The sequence below is a fragment of the Halorubellus sp. JP-L1 genome, from assembly GCF_011440375.1.
In the GTDB taxonomy this organism is placed as follows: domain Archaea; phylum Halobacteriota; class Halobacteria; order Halobacteriales; family Natrialbaceae; genus Halorubellus.
On record NZ_JAAOIR010000004.1, the window covers coordinates 44,893 to 65,484 of the forward strand.

The window sequence follows — 20,592 nt, forward strand, 5'->3', positions numbered from 1 at the left end:
CGATAGCGACGACGACCCGATAACGATGACGCCTCGATAGCGACGACGACCCGATTGCGAACGTTCCGGACGCTGAACGACGGCGATAGGCGGGGCCGTCACCGCCGGGAACGCATGCGGTCGTCGCGCTCCAGTCGGTCGCGGAGCGCGGCGTAGACGCTGGCGCAACTGCACTCGGGGGTCCGGTTCGGGCCGACCGTCGAGAGCGTCGCCCAGTCCCCGACGAGCACGAGGCGCTTCCGGGCGCGCGTGAGCGCGACGTTCAGCCGCCGCGGTCCCTCGTCGGGGACCTCCAGGAACCCGCTCCGTGCGGCGTCGTTGCTGCGGACGAACGAGACGACGACGGCCTCGCGCTCCCCGCCCTGGAACGAGTCGACGGTGTCGACCGTCGTCCGCCCGACGCCCTCGATGTCCGCGTCGCCCAGAAGCGAACAGAGGAGATCGACCTGTCCGCGGTACGTCGCGATCACGCCCACGTCCTCCGGGGCGACGCCGTGCTCGACGAGGCGACGGACCTCCTCGACCACGACCTCGGCCTCCGCGGGGTTGGCGTAGGAGTGCTCGCCCGCGGCCTGCCGATCGCCGCCGCGGACGTCGACGCCGACCAGCGGGTCGAGGCCGTCGATCGTTCGATCGCGGACTGCCGCGGCCGTCTCCAGGTCGCCGTCGTAGAACGCCTCGTTCGGGAACTCGGCGATCGCCTCGTGCATCCGGTACTGGCGGCCCAGGAGGACGGAGACGTCGTCGCCGTACCTGTCGAGGAGCGACTCGAACAGCGACGTTCGCGTGCGACCCCCCTCGCCGTCGCTCTCGGGGTCGAGAGCACCGTTCGCGCCCTCGCGGGTGGCGTACGGCGGAAGCTGGCGGTGGTCGCCGGCGAGCACGAGTTTCTCCGCGCGGTCGAGCGCGATCGCGGTCGCGGCGCGACTCGCCTGCGTCGCCTCGTCGACGACCGCGACGTCGAACGCGTCCGCGTCGAACGTCGCCGCGCCGCTGGTCGTCGCCGCGACCACGTCGGCGGTCGCGACGGACGCGGTCGCGTAGTGGCGGTCGACGACGTCGTTCGTCGAGTTCCGGCCGACGCGCGCGACGCGCAGCGCGCGGTCGTCGTCGGCGTCCCGGTCGCCGTTGTCGGGTTCGCCGTCGGCGCCGGCGGCGAACGCGTGCAGCGTCTCCGGCTCGGGGTCGGCGAGCGTGCTGTCGCCGACGAGGAGGTTGTCGACCGCCTGGTTCGAGTGCGCGGCGACGAGCACGGACTGGCCGTGGGACGCCGCGTGCAGGACGAACGCGGTGAGCGCCCGCGTCTTCCCCGTCCCAGGCGGCCCGTGGATGCAGACGACGTCTTCGGCGTCGACAGCCCACTTGAGCGCCCGCCGCTGGTACGCGTTCAATTCGAGCGGGACGCTCGGCGTCGACAGCGGGTCCGCGGCGAAGTGAACCGGGCGACTGCCGGCGAGGAGGCCGCGCTTCGCGTCGTCGGCTACGACCCGCTCTATCGCCTCGGTCCGTCGCTCGTACGGCACGGGATTCGACAGTGGTGCGAGCCAGAACTCGCGGTCGCGGTCCGAGAGGCGGTCCTCGACGACGCCGAGCGCGAGGTCGCAGGACTGCGCGGGCTTGACGGTCAGCACGGGCCCGTCGACGCGCGTCGCCCGAACCGCGAACGGGAACGCCTCGTCGTCGCCGTCGAGCGCGTGCGCGAGGAAGACGCTGTTCGGGTACACGTCCCTCATCCCGTCGCCGTCGCGTCCCCTGGCTGGGTCGCGTCCGCCGTCGTCACCGCCTTCGGCGAGCTGGAGCCGGAACTCGCCGAGGTCGTCAGGTCGGTTCGCGCGTCCGAGCGAGACGAACGGCCCGGTCGCGACGCCGTCCGCGACGAGCGCCTCCACGCCGGCCTCGCGGAGATGCGCGCGGTTCGCCGCTCGCTCCGCCTCGCGTTCGGACGCGACGAACCCCAGCAGGTCCTCGACGACGTCCTCGACGGCCGTCTCGTCGAGCGCCGTCGTCGGCTCGACGGTCGACGGCGGCAGTTCGACGGCCGACTCGTCAGCTTCCGCTGGCGCGCCGGAATCGTTCGGGCGCTCGCTCTCGCGCTCGTAGTCGTCTTGCTCGACGGCCGCCTCCGCGTCGCGTTCGTCTGGGTGCCAGCGGCGGAGCCGGTCGCCGATCGTGGTCGCGGCGGCGGTGTCGACGCCGACGAAGCGGACGGTGCCGTCGATGCCGAACCCCTCGTCGTACCACCCGAACTGGTCGGCGTCGGGCCGCCAGAGCACGTACTCGTCCGTGACGGCGTCGCCGTCGGCGTCGTGCAGTGGAACCGCGTACCCGTCGTGTTCCGCGGTCGTCTCTCGTACCGTCTCGGCCGCGTGGTCGAGCGCCGTCCGGAGGACGGTCGTCGAGATGCTCCCCCCGAAGCGGGATTGGTCGCCCGGTCGGTCGGCCGACCGGTACAGCGACGCACTCCCGACGCTCCAGTCGCTCGACAGGTCGCCGATGCTCGTCGCCGCCGACGCCCCGTCGTCGCCGTTCGCGCCCGACCGCTCCATCGTGTGTCTGGAAGACGCCAACTGAGAGACTTAGCCCCTGCGTTCCCGACTGGCCACGGTCACCCGCGACGAGCGTCCTCGGTGACGAGCGTCCTCGGTGACGAGCGTCCTCGGTGGGAGACCCTCAGTATTTGGTTCTACGAGTTGACTAGTGCCGGCGCTCGTCCATGCGTTCCCGACCAGTTCGTCCGTGAACGGTTGCGAAACCAGCCACGTACCGACCAGTACGGTACGTTCACCAATATTCACGCACCGACGGCCCCTTCGTAACGTCGCTGTACGGCCGATAGACGGGGGTTTCCCCGACCCGGTCGGCAGACACATAACGATACTGTCAGGGTGTGGTTACACGACAGATTCGAGACTACAATGGGCGTCTGGCCCCGCGTAAAATCCGTACAGCGCTGTTACTGCGATGTAACGTCGTACGTGTATTTGACGGAGTCTGACGGACGTTCACACTGATGCAAGACGACAGACTGCTCGCAATAGTAGCACTTGCGGTCACGGCGACACTCATCGGGGGTGCCGTCGCGGCCGGAACAATGGTACAGGTCGGGGCAACAGACAGCAGCGAGGAAGCACTGCAGGGACCGGCGCAGCTGCGGACGGTGCACGCCGCGCCGGGCGTCGGTGAGGTCGACGTCCTCGTCGACGGCCAAGAGGTAACGAGTAACCTCTCGTACACGGAGGCGTCGCCGTACCAGTCCATCGAGGCGGGTTCGGTGAACGTCACCGTGCTCGAGAGTGCAAGCGGTGACGTGCTCTTCGAGGACTCGATCCAGCTCGCGGAGGACACGCGGTACTCGGTCCTCGGCGCGCTCGCTGTCGACGACAACGGAACCACGGCCTTCGAGCCGTCGGTCGTCACCGACGACTACGAGGTCCCGCAGATGGAGGACTCGACGGTGCGGTTCGTGCACACCGTCCCTGATCTCGACGCGGTCGACGTGAGCGTCGTCGGCCCGGAGGGCAACGAGACGACGGTCGCGGAGAACGTCTCCTTCGGTGAAGCGGGTGCGTACGTCACCCTGCCCGAGGGCGACTACACGGTCCAGGTCCGGAACGCGGCCGGGAACGAGACCGACAACGCGACCGACGGCGTGACCACGACGACGGAAGCGGAAGCCGGTGAGGAGACGACGACCGCCGCGGAGAACGAGACGGAAGCCGAGGCTGGCGAGGAGACGACGACTGCCGCGGAGAACGAGACGGAAGCCGAGGCTGGTGAAGAGACGACGACTGCCGCGGAGAACGAGACGGAAGCCGAGGCTGGTGAAGAGACGACGACCGCCGCGGAGAACGAGACGGAAGCCGAGGCTGGCGAAGAGACGACGACCGCCGCGGAGAACGAGACGGAAGCCGAGGCTGGCGAAGAGACGACGACCGAGGCAGAAGCCGGTGAGGAGACGACGACCGAGACGGAGCCGACCGAGCCAGGCGATGCTGAAGCGGCTGACGGCGAGGTCATCCTCGAGATGAACGTCACGCTCGAGGGCGGTACGGTGTACTCCGCCGTCGGCCTCGGGTTCGCGAACGCGAGCGCGACCGACCTCGGTGGCGCGACCGAGGGCGAAGCCGGTAACGAGACCGAGAACGAGACTGAGACGGAAGCCGGCGAGGAGACGACGACCGAGGCAGAAGCCGGTGAAGAGACGACCACGGAAGCCGGTGAGGAGACGACGACTGCCGCGGAGAACGAGACGGAAGCCGAAGCGGGCGAGGAGACGACGACCGCAGCAGAAGACGAGGCGGAGACCGAGGCAGCGAACGAGACGGAGACGGAAGCCGGTGAAGAGACCACGACTGCCGCGGCGGAAGAGACGACGACGGAGGCGGGCAACGAGACGGAAACCGACGGCGAGGACGTGACGAACGGACCGATGATGGATACGTCCGCGCAGGTCGTCCTGATCGAGGACGCACAGCGGCCACAGGTCTCGATGCCCGGCGAAGACGGTGAAGAGACGACCACCGCAAGTGACGAGAACGAGACCGAGACGGCCACCGCAGGTGACGAGAACGAGACCGAGACCGTCGCCGTCGGTGGCGAGAACGAGACCGAGACGGCCACCGCAGGTGGCGGCAACCAGACCGAGACCGCGGCGAACACGAGCGTCAGCGTCCAGGGAGCCGCCCCTGCTGACGCGTTCGCCGTCGCACCCGCCGACGCCGAGCGGTTCGCAGTGACCGCGCCGGCGGTGCGCGCGCCCTGACCGCGCTGCGGTCCGGGCGAGACTCGGTGCAACGACGCTAAGGCGTCCCGGCCCGACGCCGCAGACGTGACAGTGTTGCTCTGCGGCGTCGGTGCGGACACCGGGAACGTCAGGCCGGTGCCGCGCGTCGACGACGCCGGCCGCTTCGAGTACGTCCCGATACCCGAGAAGGGCGCGACCGCCGAGACGGCGACGTACGGGTCGCTCCCCGCTCGCACGACCGACGGGACGCTCGCGGACGGCATCGACGCGATCCGACCGGGGAGCGACGGCGACTGGACGTCGAACGCGGACGCCGTCGCCGCCCGGGCCGTCCATCGCGACCCGAACTTCGACGCGCTCACGTACGGCGAGCACCGGCCGGCGTACGTCGCTCGCTTGCGCGAGCTCGATCCCGGCGACGTCATCGCGTTCTACGGCGGATTCCGGGGGCCCGACTCCGACGTCAAGCACCGGTACCTGTTCGGGTACCTCACGGTCGCCGCTGACCCCGTCGTGCTCACGCCCGAGATGGACGACGAGGCGATCGCGGCGGCGCTCGACGAGCACCCCGAGAACGCGCACGCCAAGCGGTTCGCTGGACACGGCAGTCTCTACTATCACGACCCCGCGTTCGTCGACAATCCGGAGCCCGTCGTCGTCGTTCCCGGACGCGAACCCGGGGGCGTCCTCGACCGCGCGGTCCGGTTGAGCGACGAACGCGTCGGCCCGAACTACTACATGGCCGACGCCGTCGAGAGCGTCCTCCGGCCCGAGCGCGGCGGCGCCCGCGGCACGCACCTCGGCGGATTCAAACCTGCCGTCGAATGCGACGTCACCCCGGAAGCGTTCCGCTCGTTCGTCGCGGACGCGACCGATCGTCCGTAGCAGTCCGAGACCGACTCCGTTCGAGGAAGTCGCTATCTGTGCCCGGTTCGAGCGGCGAGAAGCCGAGAGGACGTGTCGAGCGACGGCCGCTCCCGGCGAACCGTCGTTCGACTGTCGTCCGAGGGGACGGTGGACCGCGCGTCGCGTTCCCCCGTCTGCCGGTGGCGCTCCCGAGACGTCCGGCGGGTCGGCATGGTGCAGTCCGCGGTCGGTCCGTCGTCCCCACGCGAGAGTAGGGTCGGGACGGGTGTAGAACGAGGGGGTCGTTCCAACGAGGTGAGAACGCCGCCGGGGCCGTCGCTCGCTCCCGCCGACGCGGCGACGGCACGCTGCGGTGGCGGTAGCGGCGTCGCTCGCGACTCGAGTGCTCGACGCTGGGGTGCAGTGGGGTGGGGTCCGCGTCGGCGCGAGGCCGACGCGGGCGTAGATGGCTTCGAAAGAGGGTGGGGATTGGGGGTGGGGTGGGTGAGGCGTCGACGGGGTGGAGTCGACGCCTCGGCAGGCGTGGCACTCCGACCGGTTCGGGACTGGAGTGGGGTGCCAGTCCAGCGAACACGGGCGACTCGGAGTACCGGATTGACATTGCGCGCGAAGGGTCAAAAGTGACTCGCCTGTTCGAATACCGAACCAATCATCGATCCGACCGGAACCGCCGAGTCAGCCGGTCGTGTCGAGTAAGCACTACGGTGTACGGGTCCGTAGACGCACGTATGAGCGAGGAGTCGGGCGAGCGGCTTGCGGTCGGGTGCGCTGGCGAAGACTGGTGCCCGATCACGACGACTGCAGCGCTCGTCGGACGGAAGTGGCATCCAGTCATCCTCCATCGCCTGATGGATGGCGGCCCGGCGGGGTTCAACGAACTGGAGGCGCGCGTCGACGGCATCTCCAGCAAGGTGCTCTCGGAGAGCCTCGACGACCTCGAGGCGAACGACCTCGTGGTTCGCGAGACCGTGAGCGAGACGCCCGTGCGCGTCCAGTACTCGCTGACGGAGACGGGTGCGTCACTCGACGGGGTCGTGTACGCGATGCGCGACTGGGGAACCGAGCACCTCGTCGAACCCGATTCCGGGGACGGGGACTGACCGCTCGCCCGCTGTTCGGCCGAACCGTCGGCGCGTTGCGCATCGACCTCGTCGTGTCTACCAGTCGAACGATTCGTGGACCGCTCGGCCCGGCTCGTTCAGGACGGGGCCGTGAACGTCGGTGCGGTCGCCGAGGACGGCCGCGGCCCGGACCGGCGAGTTCTCGCCCGTGAACGCGCCGATCTCGTCGCCGCCGACGCTGTAGACGACGCGCGCGAACCCGGCGCTCCGCATGCCGCCGGCGCACATCGGACACGGTTCCGTGCTCGTGTACATCACCGTCTCCGCGCGCTCCGCGGCGTCCATCTCGCGGCACGCGCGGTACGCGAGGTGTAGCTCGGGGTGGCGACGGACGTCGTCCTCGGTGACGACGCGGTTCGATTCGGACATCACGACCTCGTCGTCCCGCACGAGCACGCTCCCGAACGGGTTGTCCCCGCGCGCCGCCGCCTCCCGCGCCAGGTCGAGTGCGGTACGCACGTGCCGCTCGTGATCGAAGTCGTCGAGGGCTCCCATACAGGGGACTGGTGGAGCTGGCGAGAAAAGCGTGTCCGCCCCGCGGCGTCCGGCACCGCACTGCTGCCCGGGGGGAAGGTTCTTGTCGCTCTCGGACGAGGACTCGGCCGATGGACGTCGACGCACTCGTCTCGCTGCTGGCCGCGCTCTCGCTCGGCGTCTTCGGCGTCGGCGTCGGCGTGGTCCAGACGTGGCGCGCGATCGTCGACGACCAGGACTCCCTCTACGTCGGTCGCTTCCGGCACGTCTTCGCCGCACTCGACCTAGAAGGGAACGACGCGGCGAGACGCGTCCTCTGGCTCTTCTGTGGCCCCCTGTGTGCGCTCTTCGGTCTCGGCTACCTCGCCGCAGTCGTCCTCTACCTGTTCCCGTCGTTGTCGCCGCTCTGAGTGCCGTGGCGGACTTCAGTCCCGGTCGCCGTTCCGGGCGTTCACGGCTAGCACGGGCCGGTCGGCGTGCCGGACGACGCGCTCGGTCGTGCTCCCGAGCAGGTACCGATCCAGTCCCGTGCGGCCCGTCGTCCCCATCGCGAGGAGGTCGGCGTCGTGCTCGCTCGCGTACTCGAGGAGCTCGTGGCCGGGGGACCCCTTCAGGATCGCCGTCTCGGCGTTCAGACCGGCGTCGCTCGCTCGTTCGGCGACGGCCTCGGTCGCCTCCTCGCCCGCGATCTCGAACCGCTCGAGGAGGTCCGCCGGCGGCGTCGTCTCGGCGGACGCCGCGAGCGACCCGACGTCGACGACGTTCACTGCGTGCACGGTCGCGTCGCCGACGGTGGCGAACGCGAGCGCGTGCCCGACCGCCGCGTTCGCCGCGTCGCTCCCGTCCGTCGGGACGACGACGTCGTCGTACTCGGCGAGCGCGCGCGCCGACTCGCCCTCCCGCACCGTCAACACCGGGACGTCGATGCGCCGAAGCACGCGCTCGGTCACGCTCCCGGCGACGTACCGGTCCACGCCCGTCCGACCGTGGGTCCCCATCGCGACCAGGTCCGCGTCGACCTCGTCGACGTACCCGAGGATGGACTCCATCGTCCGTCCGTCGACCACTGCCGTCTCCACGCGGTCGACGTCCGCGAGGACGTCCTCGGCGTCGGCGATCGCTGCCGTCGCCTTCGACCGGAGTTCCTCGCGCCGCTCGTCGTCGAGGCCGCCCCGCTCGAAGACGCTCGACGCTGCCTCTTCGTCGACGACCGACACGACGTGCACCGTCGCGTCGAACGCCACAGCCACCTCGCTGGCGTGCGACGCCGCCAGTCGCGCGTACTCGCTCCCGTCCGTCGGCACCACGATGGTATCGTACATGTTCGTACGTACACGTTCGACTGCCATCGGTCATAATTCAGGGGGCGATACTCACCGCGTGGGAACGACCGCGACCGCGGTCGGCGAATCCCGACGCGATCGGCCAGTCGCGACCGCGATCGGCCAGTCGCGACCGCGGTCTTCGAACCACGACCGGGACCGACGAACCCTTGACGGGCCGGTCCAGATGACGAACGCTACACGATGGCCGACACTCCCCCGCCGACGCCGGACGCCACGCACGAGCGCGTCTTCGAGCGAATCTGGACGCAGCTTCCCGAGCAGCAGAACCGGACCTCGTCGTCGTGGTGGTTCTTCATCCTGTTCCCGGAGGGCGACGCCGGCTACGGCCCCCGGCAGCTGATGTTCTCGATCGCGGCGCGCGTCGGCGACCGCATCCGCGTGAACGACGTCTGGCTCCCCGGCATGGACCTCGACCGCGAGATAGTCGACGGCGTCGACGAGTTCGACGCCATCTCCGTCGGGTGGGACGGCGACGACGAACGCGTCGACGAACGGATCGTGAACCAGCCCGCTCGCGCGACGCTCTCGCGGGACGGCTCCATCGAGGCGTGGACGGAGACCGCCGACGGCGAGCGCCGCGGGAGCGAGATCTCCGCGTCCGAGGACCGGCCGCTCGGGCTCGACGCCGAGTTCGTCGGGGAGAAGGGCGCGGTCGAGTTCGAAGCGTGGGGGGACCTGGATTCGCCGACGACCGCCCCAGTGCAGTCGATGGCGATGGACACCCCCGCCGGTGGCGTCGACGTCGTCGCCTTCCGACAGATGCGCTTCGAGGGTGAGTTCGACCTGCCCGCGGGCCGCGAGCAACTCGAGGGCGCGTGCTACTTCCAGCGCGTCTGCTTCAACGTCCCGCTGTTCCCCTGGAAGTGGATCTGGGCGGTGTTCCCCGACGGCGGCGCGTTCTCCGCCATGATCCCCTTCGTCGGTCCGCACGTCCTCCGCGAGGGGTACGGGTTCTACGACTCGGAGACCCTGGAGCGAGCGAGCATCCCCGTGCGTCCGTCCGCGTTCTGGAGTCCCGGCGACGGCGGCGACGTCGTCGAGTTCGACGACGTCACCATCGAACCCGTCCTCGACGGCCCGACGGTCGCCGCCGACGGTACCGGCGACGTCGACCACGCGGCAGCCGGCTCGACTGCGACCGATCCCGCCGCGGTCGACTCCACCGCGTCCGACGCCCACCCCGACTTCGCCGTTGAGGCGACCACCGACGACGGCGAGTTCGTCGAGTTCCGCGCCGAGACGTACGGCCACGCCCGCAACCACGTCGACCGACCGATACTTGGCGGCCGCCTCGAATCGCACTGGTCGTACAACGAGTACATGTTCCAGATGACCGACCTCGACGGCCGCGTCGGCGACTCGCACCTCTCCGCGGAGACCGTCGGCGACGCCTACGGCACCCTCGAGTACAGCACCGGCCTCGGGCTCTGAGACGCCCTCGGTAGAGTACGGTGACGCGCCAGGCGACGGACTTTTACGACCCCGTCGCGGACGCTTATTCGAAGCGGGAGGTTGGAGACGTAGGATACCTTCAACCTGCGGCTTCACTTGTACGGAGAACACCGCACGCAGCCCGTGGCTCGCCGAACGAGTCCTCTATCGTCGTCTCCCGCCCCAGCGTCGCGGACCGCACGACCTATCCTCGTGGAGGACCCCCCTCCAGTCGTGACTACGTGGCCGCCCGCGGAGCCGACTGACGCTTCGACGGTCGCCGACCACCGCGACGAACTCGTCGCCGCGGTCCGCGACCACGCCGGACAGCTCGCCTACCAGCTCGCGATCCTCGAGGGCGGGGACTACGGCGACTGGTCGACGACGACGGAGAACGGCGAGTGGACGGTGAAGTACGAGGGCGGCGACCTCGACTACCTCAAGTTCGCGCCGAGTCGCGGCGACGACGTCTACGTCGTCTCCACGAAGCGCGACCCCGAACCCGAACCGCTCGCCACCGCACTCCGGGACTACCCCGAGTTCGTCGACGCGTTCGACGCGTACGTCGACTCGATCTCGGGCGTCCTCGACGACGTCTCCACGGCGTTCCCCGCCGTCGCGTCCACGGACGGCGTCGTCGCGGAACGCGACCGCGTCCTCGACGCGATACGGGACGTCTGCGACCGCATGGCCGCGGAACTCCGCCGATACGAGGGCGGCGACTACGGGACGTTCACCGCGCGCGTCGACGGGACGCGCTGGGAGCTCAAGTGGGACGAGGACGGCGCGGCCTACCTCCGCGTCAACGGCTCCAACGGCGTCTACGTCCTCTCCCAGTACTCGCCGCCCTCGGCCGAGGACATCCGCGAGTACGCGCCGCGCTTCTCGGGGTTCGTCGACGCGTACAACGACGAGGTCGACGCGCTCGAGTCCGATCTCGCGACCGTCGACCTGTAGCGGCCGCGCCGCAGCGACGCTCTTCTGGCTCTGCGGGCGGGGATCCGTCCGCGACGGACAGTCGCACTGACACGACGTTGCTTCAGGCGAGCGCGTCCGCGATTCGATCCAAGTGCTCCATGCCGACGACCGCGACGACGCCGCCCGTCCGTCGGTGCGCGTCGACGTTCGCCGCCATCGTTGCCTCGCGCGTCTCGTCGAGCAGCACGTCCGCCTCCGGGCGTTCGAGCGCGCCGAGCAGCGATCGACTCCGCGAGATCTGCGCGCCCTCGTCCGCCGCCTGCGCGCTCGGGTCGGCGCCGGGCGACACGTCGTGGTCGACGCCGCCGCCGTGCCGGTGGTCGTCGTCGCGGCCGAAGCGTACGGCGAGCGCGCTGCGCGTCACGTTCCAGGCTCCTTTCGCCGCGCGACGGACGGTCGCGAGCGACGCGTCCCGCGACCGCGCGAGACGCGCGAACCGGACGCCGAACCGCCAGCCGACGGAGTCGACGCCGGCGACCGTCGCGTCCGGTGCGGCCGCAATCGCGGCCGTCATCTCGTCCGTGCCCGCGGGGGACGTCCCACCGTCGGTCGCCGGCACCGTCCCGTGCTCGTCCGGCGTCACGTCGTCGTACCGTCCGTCGACGTCGACGGCCACGGCATCGGCCTCGTGCTCGTAGTGCGGGACCGCCAGCCGCGGGAGTTCGAGCGCGACCACGTCCGGGTCGAACGCGTCCGCGACGGCCCGCACGCGGTGCGCGCTCGCCGGATGGTCGTGAACGACCCCGACCACGATCGCCGGCGCCCGGTCGTCCGTCGCGGGCACGGCGCGCCACCGTTCGTCGTCCAGTCGCGGATCCACCCCGTCGCTCAATCGCTCGACCGCAGTTGCGAGACTGTTCGCCATCGATGCTATCTGGCGCTCGTAACGGACGGGGACAGTTAAGCCTTCGCTAGCCGCCGATATGCGCCCTATAACCGCACACGGATTATCTGACGAATGTCGCAGGCACAAGTCGTCTAGTGCGATTTTACGGACGCCACGAATCGGTCGGAGGAGTCCGTTTCAGCGAGTGGCGGTGGAGACCGGTAAGAGCGCGCTACGTCGGCGAACCGGGCGCGGGTGGGGCAGGCCGCCGATCGGGGTAGGAGTGCGTTACGCCTGCCAGTCGTCGCCCGAGTGGTCGCCGTCTCGGTCTGCTGGGTCGTCGGCTCAGACCGCGCGGTCGTCGCGCACCGTGCGGTCGCCGAGCGCGCCGAGTTCGGGGACGTCTCGTCCCGCGAGCACCGCGTTCAGTTTCGCGGCGGCGGGCGACTCGCGGACGTCGGCGCGGTCGTAGCCCGCGTCGTCGAACGCGTCGGTCGCCCAGCGCTTCCCGCGCAAGTTGAACTTCTGGTGGTAGGGTTCCGCGACCGCGAACGACTCGAGGGGTTCGACGCGCGTCTCGACCTGCGGGACCGCGAGCGCGTCGAGTGCGCGCTCGACGGTCGCTCGTTCCTCGTCGGACTCGTAGAAGAGGACGTGGTGGTACTGGCGCTTCGCGGGCTGGCGCGTCGGGTCGTGCTCGGCGACGGCCGTCTCGACGAGCGCCTCGAACGTCGTCTCTGCGGGGTCGTAGTCGACCTGCACGACCTCGCTGTGGTCGCCGATCCGCTCGTAGGTCGGGTCGGGGTCGGTGCCGCCCGCGTACCCGGTGCGCGTCCGCACCACGCCCGGGAGCGCGCCGAAGGCAGCGTCCGGCCCCCAGAAGCACCCGAGCGCGGCGGTGAACGACCGCGTCTCGTCCGGCGCCGGTGCCCTGTCGTCGTACGCCCGCACGTCCGCCGTAGTCCATCTGCTCACGTCGCCCGGTAGGGGTCGCGGACGCAAGAACGCTCGGACGCGCGACTGCCGACGTGCATCCGCCGGACGCGCGACTGCCGACGTGCATCCGCCGGTCGCGCGACCGCTGGGACGTGCCGCGGAACCGTGGCGAGCGCGTGCCAGTGGCTCGCAGTCTCGCGACACGTTCATGGGGTCGACGCCGAAAGTGACGGCGAGAACGATGCCGATTCCAATCGAGGGCGAGCACACGACCGCTCGCGTGCTGGTCGACGACGAGTCGCTGCTCGAGGCGAACTGCCGCGAGCAGATCCAGGAGCTCGTGGACCACCCGGCGTTCACGGAGCCGGTGCGGGTGATGCCGGACACGCACTGGGGCGCTGGTGCGCCCGTCGGGTTCACGATGCCGCTCGGCGAGCGCATCGTGCCGAACGTCGTCGGCGTGGACGTCGGGTGCGGGATGGCCGCGGCGAACCTCGGGAACGACCTGCCGCTCGCGGACGCCGAGCGGGAGCGCCGCGTCCGCGACGCCGTCCCGATGGGACGCGACGTCCGCGAGTACGACGACGCCGTGCATCTCGTCGACGATTTCCCGTTCGACCGCGCGAACGACGTCTTCGAGTCCTTCGACGCCGCGTACGCCGAGCGGTTCGGCGAGCGCGTCGACCCGCTCGAGTTCGAATTCGACGGCTACGACGCCGACTACTTCGACGCCCTGTGCGATCGCGTCCTGGCACCGAAGGCGCAGGGCATGGGGTACGTCATCCGCGGCGTCGGCACCCTCGGCGGCGGCAACCACTTCGTCGAGTTCGCGCAGGGTCGCGAATCGGCCGAGTACTGGCTCGTCGTCCACTCCGGGTCGCGGTACCTCGGGCTCGCCGTCGCGGAGTACTGGCAGGCGAAGGCCACCGACCGCCGGAATCACGCCAGCATCCGGACCGCGATCCCGGACGACCTCGCGCCGTACGTGAAGTTCGACCCCCAGACGGTGTCGGACGAGGACCTCTACGAGTGGGTGACGGGCGGGAAGGGCGAGTCCCACATCAGGAAAGGGAAGGTGCGTGCGGAGTTCGACGGGAAGGCGATCGAGGAGACGTTCGACCGCCTCGCGACGCTCCGCCCCGGCATCGACGACGAGGACGACGAGTCCGCGGGCGGCGACGCTCCTGCAGCGGGCCGCAACGAGGACCTGGACTACCTCGAGGGCCGGGAAGCGCACGGGTACTTCGTCGACATGCTGTTCGCCCAGCAGTACGCGCGGTGGAACCGCGAGGTGATGGTCGACGCGATCTGCGACGCCCTCGGTGTCGACCCCGTCGAGCGATTCCAGTCCGTCCACAACTACGTCGACTTCCGCGACCTCACGATACGGAAGGGCGCGACGCCCGCTCGCGACGACCAGCGTCTCGTCGTCCCGTTCAACATGGCCGACGGCTCGGTCATCGCGAGCGGGAAGGGCAACGACGAGTACCACCAGACGGCGCCCCACGGCGCCGGGCGCGTGATGGGACGTGGCGACGCGTTCGACCGGCTCTCGATGGCCGAGTTCGAGGCCGCGATGGACGGCGTCTACTCCGAATCGGTCGTCGAGGGCGTCGTCGACGAGGCGCCGATGGCGTACAAGGACGCCGACCGCATCCTCGGCGCGCTCGAGCCGACCGCCGAAGTCGAGGAGCGACTCGACGTCGTTCACAACCTCAAGGCGAAGGAGTGAGAGCGGTGCCACCCGGCCGGCGACGTCGCCTGGGGCGAGGGCGACGAGAGCGCGAGACTCGCTGGACGTTCAGACCGCCGGTGGATTCCGGACGATCACGACGGGAACCGGGGACTTCCGCATCACCGCCCCGGCGGTCTCGCCCGGGAGAATCTCGACGAAACGAGTGCGTCCGTGCAACCCTATCGCGACGAGTCCGACGTCGAACGTGTCGATGGCGTCGAGGATCTCTGTGGTGACGCGACCGATACCGACCGCAGTATCGATTTCGGCGCCGTGTGCGTCCGCGATAGCTCGGGCGTCGTCGAACAGGTCCCTGGCGTGGTCCTCGCGGTCGTCCAGCCAGTCCTCCCACTCGCCGGGGTGGTCGCCCCAGCCCTCCGAGGCGGTCTCGTCGTGCTGTTGGTCGATGACGTAGAGGACCACTGCGGTAGAGTCCGGGAACTCGGTCGCGGTCCATTCGAGCGCGCGACGCGAGAGCGGAGAGCCGTCGAAGGGGACGAGGACGCGTTCGGGCATACGCGGCGAGTTGGGTCGCTCGACGAATTGGTATGACCTCCGTTATCGCGACCGTCTCCGTTATCGCGACCGAGACCCAGGACGAACTCGCTCGAGGCGACGACGAGTGTTGTCCGTGCCGTGGGGGTGTATGCACGCGTTATCCGAGAGGCGTGCTTCGATTCTGCGACGGACCGTCGACGAGCCCCGATCGGTGGGACGTCATCCCATGCTGCCTTCGTTCGCTCACTCGCCCTCGGGCGATCGCCACCGGACGGTTAGCGTCCGCTCGCGTTCGTCGCCGTCGCTCCGCGTTCGCTCGACGACTTCGACCTCGTCAGTGGTCGTCCCGAGCGGTCGCGCCTTCCGGAGTGTCCCCTCCAATTCGGTGACTTGAACGCCATTCTCGACCCGGTGGATAGTCTCGCTCGCGCCCGCGGTCGGCGTCACGTCCTCCTCGAACCCCGTCAGGTCGGCTCGGAAGTCCCGGAGGTAGCTCGCCAGTTCGGCGCGGTCGAGCGAGCGCTCGGTCTTCGCGTCCGGCTTCGGCGTGGCTGCGCCGCGGCCGACGCCGCCGGGTTCGCCCGTCGAGTGGTCGCCGACGACGGCGTTCAGGACGGCACCGAGGAGGAGCACGAGCCCCGAGAAGTACAGCCACGTCACGACGACGAGCACGCCGCCGAAGAAGCTCGCCGACCCGCCGCCCGTGAACGCCAGGTACACCTGGAAGAGCGACTGGAGCGCCGCCCAGCCGACCGCGGCGAACACCGTTCCGGGGAGCACGTCCCGCCACCCGAGGTCGGCGTCCGGGAAGCGATAGTACATCGGGAAGAACGCAACCACCAGTCCCGCGACGAGCACGAGCGGCGTGACGTACTCGAGGGCCGGGAGCAGGTCGGCGACCCGCGAGAGGAGCGCGTTCGCGCCGACCGTGGCGACGATGGAGACGACGAGCGAGACGAACACGACGAGCCCGTCGATGACCTGGTCGACGAACGAGTTCTGCTCCTCGGTCTCGTAGATCTCCGAGAACGCGGTGTCGAGGCCGCGGAATATCTTCAGCGTCCCCCAGAGGAGGACCAGGAGGCCGACGACCGACGCGCCCGTGGCAGTGGCGTCCGCGCCGAAGATCTGGACGACGACGTCCGCGATCGGTCCCGGGAGCGATCGCGCTGCGGCGGCCCGCAGTCGCTCTTCGAGACCGTCGACGAACGACGCGACGATCAGCACGAGGATCAGGAGGGGTGCGAGGGAGACGAACGCGTTGTACGCGATGCCCGCGGCCATGAACGTGACGTTCTTCTCGGAGAACTCGGTGAAGACTCGCTTTCCCGTCTCGACTGGCGAAGTGGATCCGGCCATGGTTCGCGTACGGCGACCGCGCCAAAGGCCGTTGACTGCGCAAATGCAGACGACGACCCGACGCGTCGACGCCGGCTCCCGATTCCGGTCTCGCCGGAACGACCGCTGCGAACGCCACGCCGCCGGCCGCGACCGGGACTCGCGCTGCACTCCTCGCGTTCGCGGGCGAGGCGTCGGACTGCTTGTGGACTCGCCCGTTCGAAGAGGTAACTATATGTAATCGCGATGTAGATTCGGAGACCACATCAATGCAGGACGGTTCCAGCAGACGGCGGTTGCTCGAGGTGGGGGCACTCGGGGCGCTCGCCGGACTCGGCGGCTGCCTCCGTCTCACCAGCGACGACGGTACTACCGCCGACGGCGCGACGGACTCCGGTTCGGCGACGACCGCGCCGGCAGCGACCGACCGCTCGACCGAGGGGGACGGCGAATCAGACGGCACGGAGACGGCGGACGAAACCGAGTCCGACCCGTCGACCCGAGAGATCAGCGGGCCGGCGTCGGTCGACCACACGTTCGTCGACCCGCAGAACGGGATGGCTCAGCCGGATGCGAGCGCGCCGGCGACCGCCCCGATCGTCGACTGGGAGCACGCCATCGACGGCGGCCTGAACACGCGGATCTTCAGCGGCCCGCTCGTCACGGCGGACGCGCTCGTCGTCTCGTCGTACCGGGACGTCGTCGCGTACGAACGCGGTGGTGGCGGCGTGCGCTGGCGGCTCTCCGAGTCCGCGATCGACGACTACCGGACGACGACGCGACCGAACCACCGCGAGGGAGCCGTCGTCCTCGTCGGTTCGAACGACCGCACCCGCGAGTGGGAGCTCGTCGCGTTAGAGAGCGCGGACGGGACGAAGCGCTGGTCGGTGACGCTACCCGTCGCCGAGGAGGAACAGCCACGCGCGAGCCTCGTCGACGGGAGTCGAGCGGTCGTCGTGACCGGCTCGATGAACGACGCGTCCACGCAGTACTCGGACCTGCTCGTCGTCGACCTCGACGCGCAGTCCGTGACGTACGAGGCCAGGCTGGCGGACGCCCAGCTCAACCCGGAGGACCTCGCGCTCGACGGCGACACGCTCCTCGTCACGACCGACGAGGCCGCGTCGGGCGTGGACAACGTCGTCGCGTTCGACCTCGCGGAGCGGGAGCGACGCTGGTCGAAGCGCCTCCCGATCGGCGAGAGCATCCCCGTCCTCGGCGACGACGACGTCTACCTCGCCACGGAGAGCGACACGCGAACCGCCGCCGTCCGCGCACTCGCTCGAAGCGACGGATCGGAGACGTGGACGTTCGACCTCCAGAGCGCACCCCGGACGGGGGTCACCGTCGCCCACGGTCGGGTCTACGCCGTCACCAACAACAAACTGTACGCCGTCGATGCGACCGACGGCACGCCGACGTGGTCGTACGCGCCGACGGAGGGCCCCCGCATCCACGGCGGGTCGAGCCAGCTCCCGGTCGCGACGAGCGAGCACCTCCTCCTCGGGAGTAACTTCGGCGAGGACGGTACCGGCGCCGTCCGCGCGGTCACGGTCGCGGACGGCGAACTCGCGTGGCGCGTCGACCTCCCCCACGTCGAAGTGTATAGCCCGTTCGTCGTCGACGACCACCTCTACGCGTTCGGTCGCGACCGCGAGGACGGCACCGGCGGCGTCTACGCGCTCCACTGACGCCGCTCCGGCCATGCGATGGGCCGCGTCGTCACCCGAGTTCTGCGACGCGGAACCGCGCGTAACTCAGGCCGAGCGCGACCGTGCCCCACGCCGTCATGACGAGGTAGTTGTACCAGTTCTCGCTGTAGAGCTCTTCGCCGTTGCCCGCGTAATTCCGCGTGACGCGCGGGTACTCGCCCGTTCCGACCACGCCGTCGTACACGGGCTCGAGCCCGGAGAGGTACGCCGTCGTCGGGGAGGCCATCTGGATGTACCCCAGCGTGTCGTCGGCGACGGTCGTCCCGAGCAGGTCGGCGATCGTCGTGACGACCGCGCTCAGGCTCACGACGGGGAGGAACCCGAGCCAGAACGGCCCGAGGAGGAAGTACGCGCCGATGACGCCGAACATCGCGCGCGACCGTCGGCTCGCGACCGTCGAGCACGCGACGAAGATCGCGGTCATCGACGCGACGAACAGCGACGAGACGGCGGCGAACGTGAGGAACCGCATCACGTCCACGCTCCCGTCGTACAACCCGAGCCCGATCAGGAGTGCGGCGACCGTCGACAGGAGGACGGCACCGATGGCGACCGCGGTCCGGGAGACGTACTTCCCGAACACGTACTCGGCGCGCGTGTTCGGGAGGCCGAGCGCGTGCTTGATCGACCCGCGCTCGCGGTCGCCGGCGACGGCGAGGTACGTGAGCGGGACGAGGATGAGCGGGAAGACGAGGAAGAAGAAGAACGACACGTCGAACAGCGCGCGGAACGCGTCGTCGTGGAACTCCGCGACCGAGTACGTGATGAGGGAGACGAACGCGGTGAGGACGGCGACGACGCCGATGACGACGTACGACCGCCGCGTGTTCTTGAAGTCGTCCCGGAGGATGGTGGTGAACGTCACGCGGACTCACCTCCGTCGGCCGCCGCCACTTGCTCTCGTTCGCTCCCGGCGTCCCCTGCCGTCTCTCGCGCGGCCGCAGGTGCGTCGCTCGTGAATTCGTCGAACAGCGCCTCCAGCGACGCCTCCTCGATGCCGACGTCGCGGACGGTCGCGCGCTCGTCGACGTGCCGGAGGACGCGCATCTTCGCCGTCGCATCGCTGACTTCGACGTCGACCCTGCGGTCGTCGACGGTCACCGACCTGACGTCGTCGAGGTCCGCGACGCCGAGGTCGGCGGGCGGCGCGCCGAGCGTGACCGATACCGTGGCACCCGCACCCATCTCCGACCGCAGGTTCTCGATGGTGTCGACGGCGACCAGCTCGCCCTGGTTGAGGATGCCGACGCGATCGCAGACCTTCTCGACCTCCTCGAGGATGTGACTGCAGAAGAACACGCTCGCGCCGCGGGCCGCCTCCTCGCGGATTATCTCCCGAAGGAGACCGACGCCGTCCGGGTCGAGTCCCGTCGACGGCTCGTCGAGGATGAGCAGGTCCGGGTCGCCGACGAGCGCCACCGCGAGCGACATCCGCTTGGCCATCCCCGTCGAGTACTCGCTCGCGGCTCGACGGGCGTCGTCGGGCGCCAGCCCCACGCGGTCGAGGAGTTCGTCCGGGTCGTCGCTCGCGCCCTTCGCGTGGATCGCGGACTGGACGTGCTCGCGCCCGGTGAGGTTCTCGTACGGCTCGTACCCCTCGGGGAGGAGACCGATCCGTCGTCGGATCGCGAGCGACTCCTCGGTGACGTCCATCCCGAGGACGTCGACCGATCCGGACGTGGGCTGGAGGAACCCGAGGATCGTGTTGATCGTCGTCGACTTGCCGGCGCCGTTGGGACCCAGAAATCCGAACACCTCGCCCTCGTCGACTGCGAGGTCGAGGCCGTCGACGGCGAGGACGTCCTCGCCGAAGCGCTTCGTCAGGGCGTCAGTTCGTATCGCTGTCATCATCTCGACCGAGAACTGGAAGGGGTAATAAATGTCGGGGACTGTTGCTCGCTCGGCAAACGCGACCCCGTCCCGTTCGAGCGACGCGGGCGGCACGTCACGTTCGACGCATCGACGTCACGACGACTCGGATCGAGCGCCGACCGTCGCCGCGAGCCCACGCCGCCGCGTACGCTTTTGTCGTTCGGCACCGTCGAGGTCGTCATGCACATGCTCGCCGTCCTCGCCACACGCGTCGCGCTCCAGTTCGACTCGCCGTTCGGACCGACGGGCGTCGACGTCGACGTCACGACCGGCCTCGGGAGCGGCGCCCTCGGCGCGTTCTTCACCACGCTCGTCGTCGGCGCGATCCTCGTCACGTTCGCGCCCGACTGGACGCGAACGATGACCGCACGAGTCGTCGACGACACCGTCGGGTCGTTCGTCTACGGCGTCGTCTCGCTCCTCTTCTTCGTCCTCGCCGGCGTCGTCCTCTTCGTCACGCTCGTCGGCATCCCGCTCGCGATCCTGCTCGCGATCGTCGTCGGCCTCGTCTGGGCGGTCGGCGCCGCAGTCGCGTACCTCGCAATCGCCGAACGCCTCCTCGGCGCCGACGAAAGCGATATGGTCCTGCTGGTCGCCGCCGCCGCGATGAACGGCGTCCTCACGCTCACCGGGATCGGCGGACTCGTCTCGTTCCTCGTCGGCGCCACCGGCTTCGGCGCTCTCCTCCGCGACCGCCTGTGAACTGCCTAGGGG

General features: G+C 69.8%; 18 protein-coding genes. 9 read left to right on the top strand and 9 right to left on the bottom strand.

Features of this window, described 5'->3' with window-relative positions; all coding sequences use genetic code 11:
* Positions 1-98 precede the first annotated feature (98 nt).
* On the bottom strand, positions 99-2,546 hold the full coding sequence (locus G9C85_RS15655) for an AAA domain-containing protein (RefSeq protein WP_166041730.1): 2,448 nt from the start codon (positions 2,544-2,546) through the stop codon (positions 99-101).
* A 464-nt stretch (positions 2,547-3,010) separates the two neighbouring features.
* Here G9C85_RS15655 and G9C85_RS15660 point away from each other — a divergent pair, with 464 nt between their 5' ends.
* The 3 genes from G9C85_RS15660 to G9C85_RS15670 all read left to right on the top strand — a co-directional run bounded on the left by G9C85_RS15660 (position 3,011) and on the right by G9C85_RS15670 (position 6,711).
* Positions 3,011-4,762 (top strand): DUF4397 domain-containing protein, encoded by a 1,752-nt coding sequence (locus G9C85_RS15660; RefSeq protein ID WP_166041731.1) that lies wholly within the window; start codon positions 3,011-3,013, stop codon positions 4,760-4,762.
* Between the two features lie 66 nt (positions 4,763-4,828).
* Positions 4,829-5,629 carry a hypothetical protein gene (locus G9C85_RS15665; RefSeq protein ID WP_166041733.1) on the top strand — a complete coding sequence of 267 codons (801 nt, stop codon included), beginning with the start codon at positions 4,829-4,831 and terminating at the stop codon, positions 5,627-5,629.
* A 710-nt stretch (positions 5,630-6,339) separates the two neighbouring features.
* On the top strand, positions 6,340-6,711 hold the full coding sequence (locus tag G9C85_RS15670) for a helix-turn-helix domain-containing protein (RefSeq protein ID WP_166041734.1): 372 nt from the start codon (positions 6,340-6,342) through the stop codon (positions 6,709-6,711).
* A gap of 57 nt (positions 6,712-6,768) precedes the next feature.
* On the opposite strand, the gene G9C85_RS15675 is transcribed toward G9C85_RS15670, so the two are convergent.
* Positions 6,769-7,227 carry a nucleoside deaminase gene (locus G9C85_RS15675; protein WP_166041736.1) on the bottom strand — a complete coding sequence of 153 codons (459 nt, stop codon included), beginning with the start codon at positions 7,225-7,227 and terminating at the stop codon, positions 6,769-6,771.
* A 110-nt stretch (positions 7,228-7,337) separates the two neighbouring features.
* Here G9C85_RS15675 and G9C85_RS15680 point away from each other — a divergent pair, with 110 nt between their 5' ends.
* Positions 7,338-7,616 carry a hypothetical protein gene (locus G9C85_RS15680; RefSeq protein WP_166041738.1) on the top strand — a complete coding sequence of 93 codons (279 nt, stop codon included), beginning with the start codon at positions 7,338-7,340 and terminating at the stop codon, positions 7,614-7,616.
* A 15-nt stretch (positions 7,617-7,631) separates the two neighbouring features.
* Here G9C85_RS15680 and G9C85_RS15685 read toward each other — a convergent pair whose 3' ends face one another.
* Positions 7,632-8,528 carry a universal stress protein gene (locus tag G9C85_RS15685; RefSeq protein ID WP_166041740.1) on the bottom strand — a complete coding sequence of 299 codons (897 nt, stop codon included), beginning with the start codon at positions 8,526-8,528 and terminating at the stop codon, positions 7,632-7,634.
* Between the two features lie 204 nt (positions 8,529-8,732).
* Between G9C85_RS15685 and G9C85_RS15690 the strand changes: the two genes are divergently transcribed.
* Together G9C85_RS15690 and G9C85_RS15695 are read left to right on the top strand one after the other, a co-directional pair.
* Positions 8,733-9,983 carry a hypothetical protein gene (locus G9C85_RS15690; RefSeq protein WP_166041743.1) on the top strand — a complete coding sequence of 417 codons (1,251 nt, stop codon included), beginning with the start codon at positions 8,733-8,735 and terminating at the stop codon, positions 9,981-9,983.
* 234 nt (positions 9,984-10,217) lie between these two features.
* On the top strand, positions 10,218-10,940 hold the full coding sequence (locus tag G9C85_RS15695) for a hypothetical protein (RefSeq protein WP_166041745.1): 723 nt from the start codon (positions 10,218-10,220) through the stop codon (positions 10,938-10,940).
* 82 nt (positions 10,941-11,022) lie between these two features.
* Here G9C85_RS15695 and G9C85_RS15700 read toward each other — a convergent pair whose 3' ends face one another.
* Together G9C85_RS15700 and G9C85_RS15705 are read right to left on the bottom strand one after the other, a co-directional pair.
* The gene (locus G9C85_RS15700; protein WP_166041747.1) at positions 11,023-11,826 is read right to left on the bottom strand and encodes a hypothetical protein; all 804 of its coding nucleotides are present in this window, start codon (positions 11,824-11,826) and stop codon (positions 11,023-11,025) included.
* A 306-nt stretch (positions 11,827-12,132) separates the two neighbouring features.
* Complete coding sequence (locus tag G9C85_RS15705; protein WP_205254390.1) at positions 12,133-12,762, bottom strand: peptide-methionine (S)-S-oxide reductase; 630 nt, start codon at positions 12,760-12,762, stop codon at positions 12,133-12,135.
* Positions 12,763-12,964: 202 nt separating this feature from the next.
* Here G9C85_RS15705 and G9C85_RS15710 point away from each other — a divergent pair, with 202 nt between their 5' ends.
* Complete coding sequence (locus G9C85_RS15710) at positions 12,965-14,455, top strand: RtcB family protein (protein WP_166041751.1); 1,491 nt, start codon at positions 12,965-12,967, stop codon at positions 14,453-14,455.
* Positions 14,456-14,524: 69 nt separating this feature from the next.
* Here G9C85_RS15710 and G9C85_RS15715 read toward each other — a convergent pair whose 3' ends face one another.
* Positions 14,525-14,974, bottom strand: a complete 450-nt coding sequence (locus tag G9C85_RS15715; protein WP_166041753.1) for a universal stress protein — start codon at positions 14,972-14,974, stop codon at positions 14,525-14,527.
* Positions 14,975-15,199: 225 nt separating this feature from the next.
* Positions 15,200-16,315 carry a YhjD/YihY/BrkB family envelope integrity protein gene (locus tag G9C85_RS15720; protein WP_166041754.1) on the bottom strand — a complete coding sequence of 372 codons (1,116 nt, stop codon included), beginning with the start codon at positions 16,313-16,315 and terminating at the stop codon, positions 15,200-15,202.
* 248 nt (positions 16,316-16,563) lie between these two features.
* Here G9C85_RS15720 and G9C85_RS15725 point away from each other — a divergent pair, with 248 nt between their 5' ends.
* On the top strand, positions 16,564-17,985 hold the full coding sequence (locus G9C85_RS15725) for a PQQ-binding-like beta-propeller repeat protein (RefSeq protein WP_166041755.1): 1,422 nt from the start codon (positions 16,564-16,566) through the stop codon (positions 17,983-17,985).
* 31 nt (positions 17,986-18,016) lie between these two features.
* Here G9C85_RS15725 and G9C85_RS15730 read toward each other — a convergent pair whose 3' ends face one another.
* Positions 18,017-18,871 carry an ABC transporter permease subunit gene (locus G9C85_RS15730; protein WP_166041757.1) on the bottom strand — a complete coding sequence of 285 codons (855 nt, stop codon included), beginning with the start codon at positions 18,869-18,871 and terminating at the stop codon, positions 18,017-18,019.
* The gene (locus G9C85_RS15735; RefSeq protein WP_166041759.1) at positions 18,868-19,854 is read right to left on the bottom strand and encodes an ABC transporter ATP-binding protein; all 987 of its coding nucleotides are present in this window, start codon (positions 19,852-19,854) and stop codon (positions 18,868-18,870) included. Before G9C85_RS15735 ends, G9C85_RS15730 begins: the two co-directional genes overlap by 4 nt.
* A gap of 204 nt (positions 19,855-20,058) precedes the next feature.
* Here G9C85_RS15735 and G9C85_RS15740 point away from each other — a divergent pair, with 204 nt between their 5' ends.
* Positions 20,059-20,580 carry a hypothetical protein gene (locus tag G9C85_RS15740; protein ID WP_240148930.1) on the top strand — a complete coding sequence of 174 codons (522 nt, stop codon included), beginning with the start codon at positions 20,059-20,061 and terminating at the stop codon, positions 20,578-20,580.
* Positions 20,581-20,592: the final 12 nt, after the last annotated feature.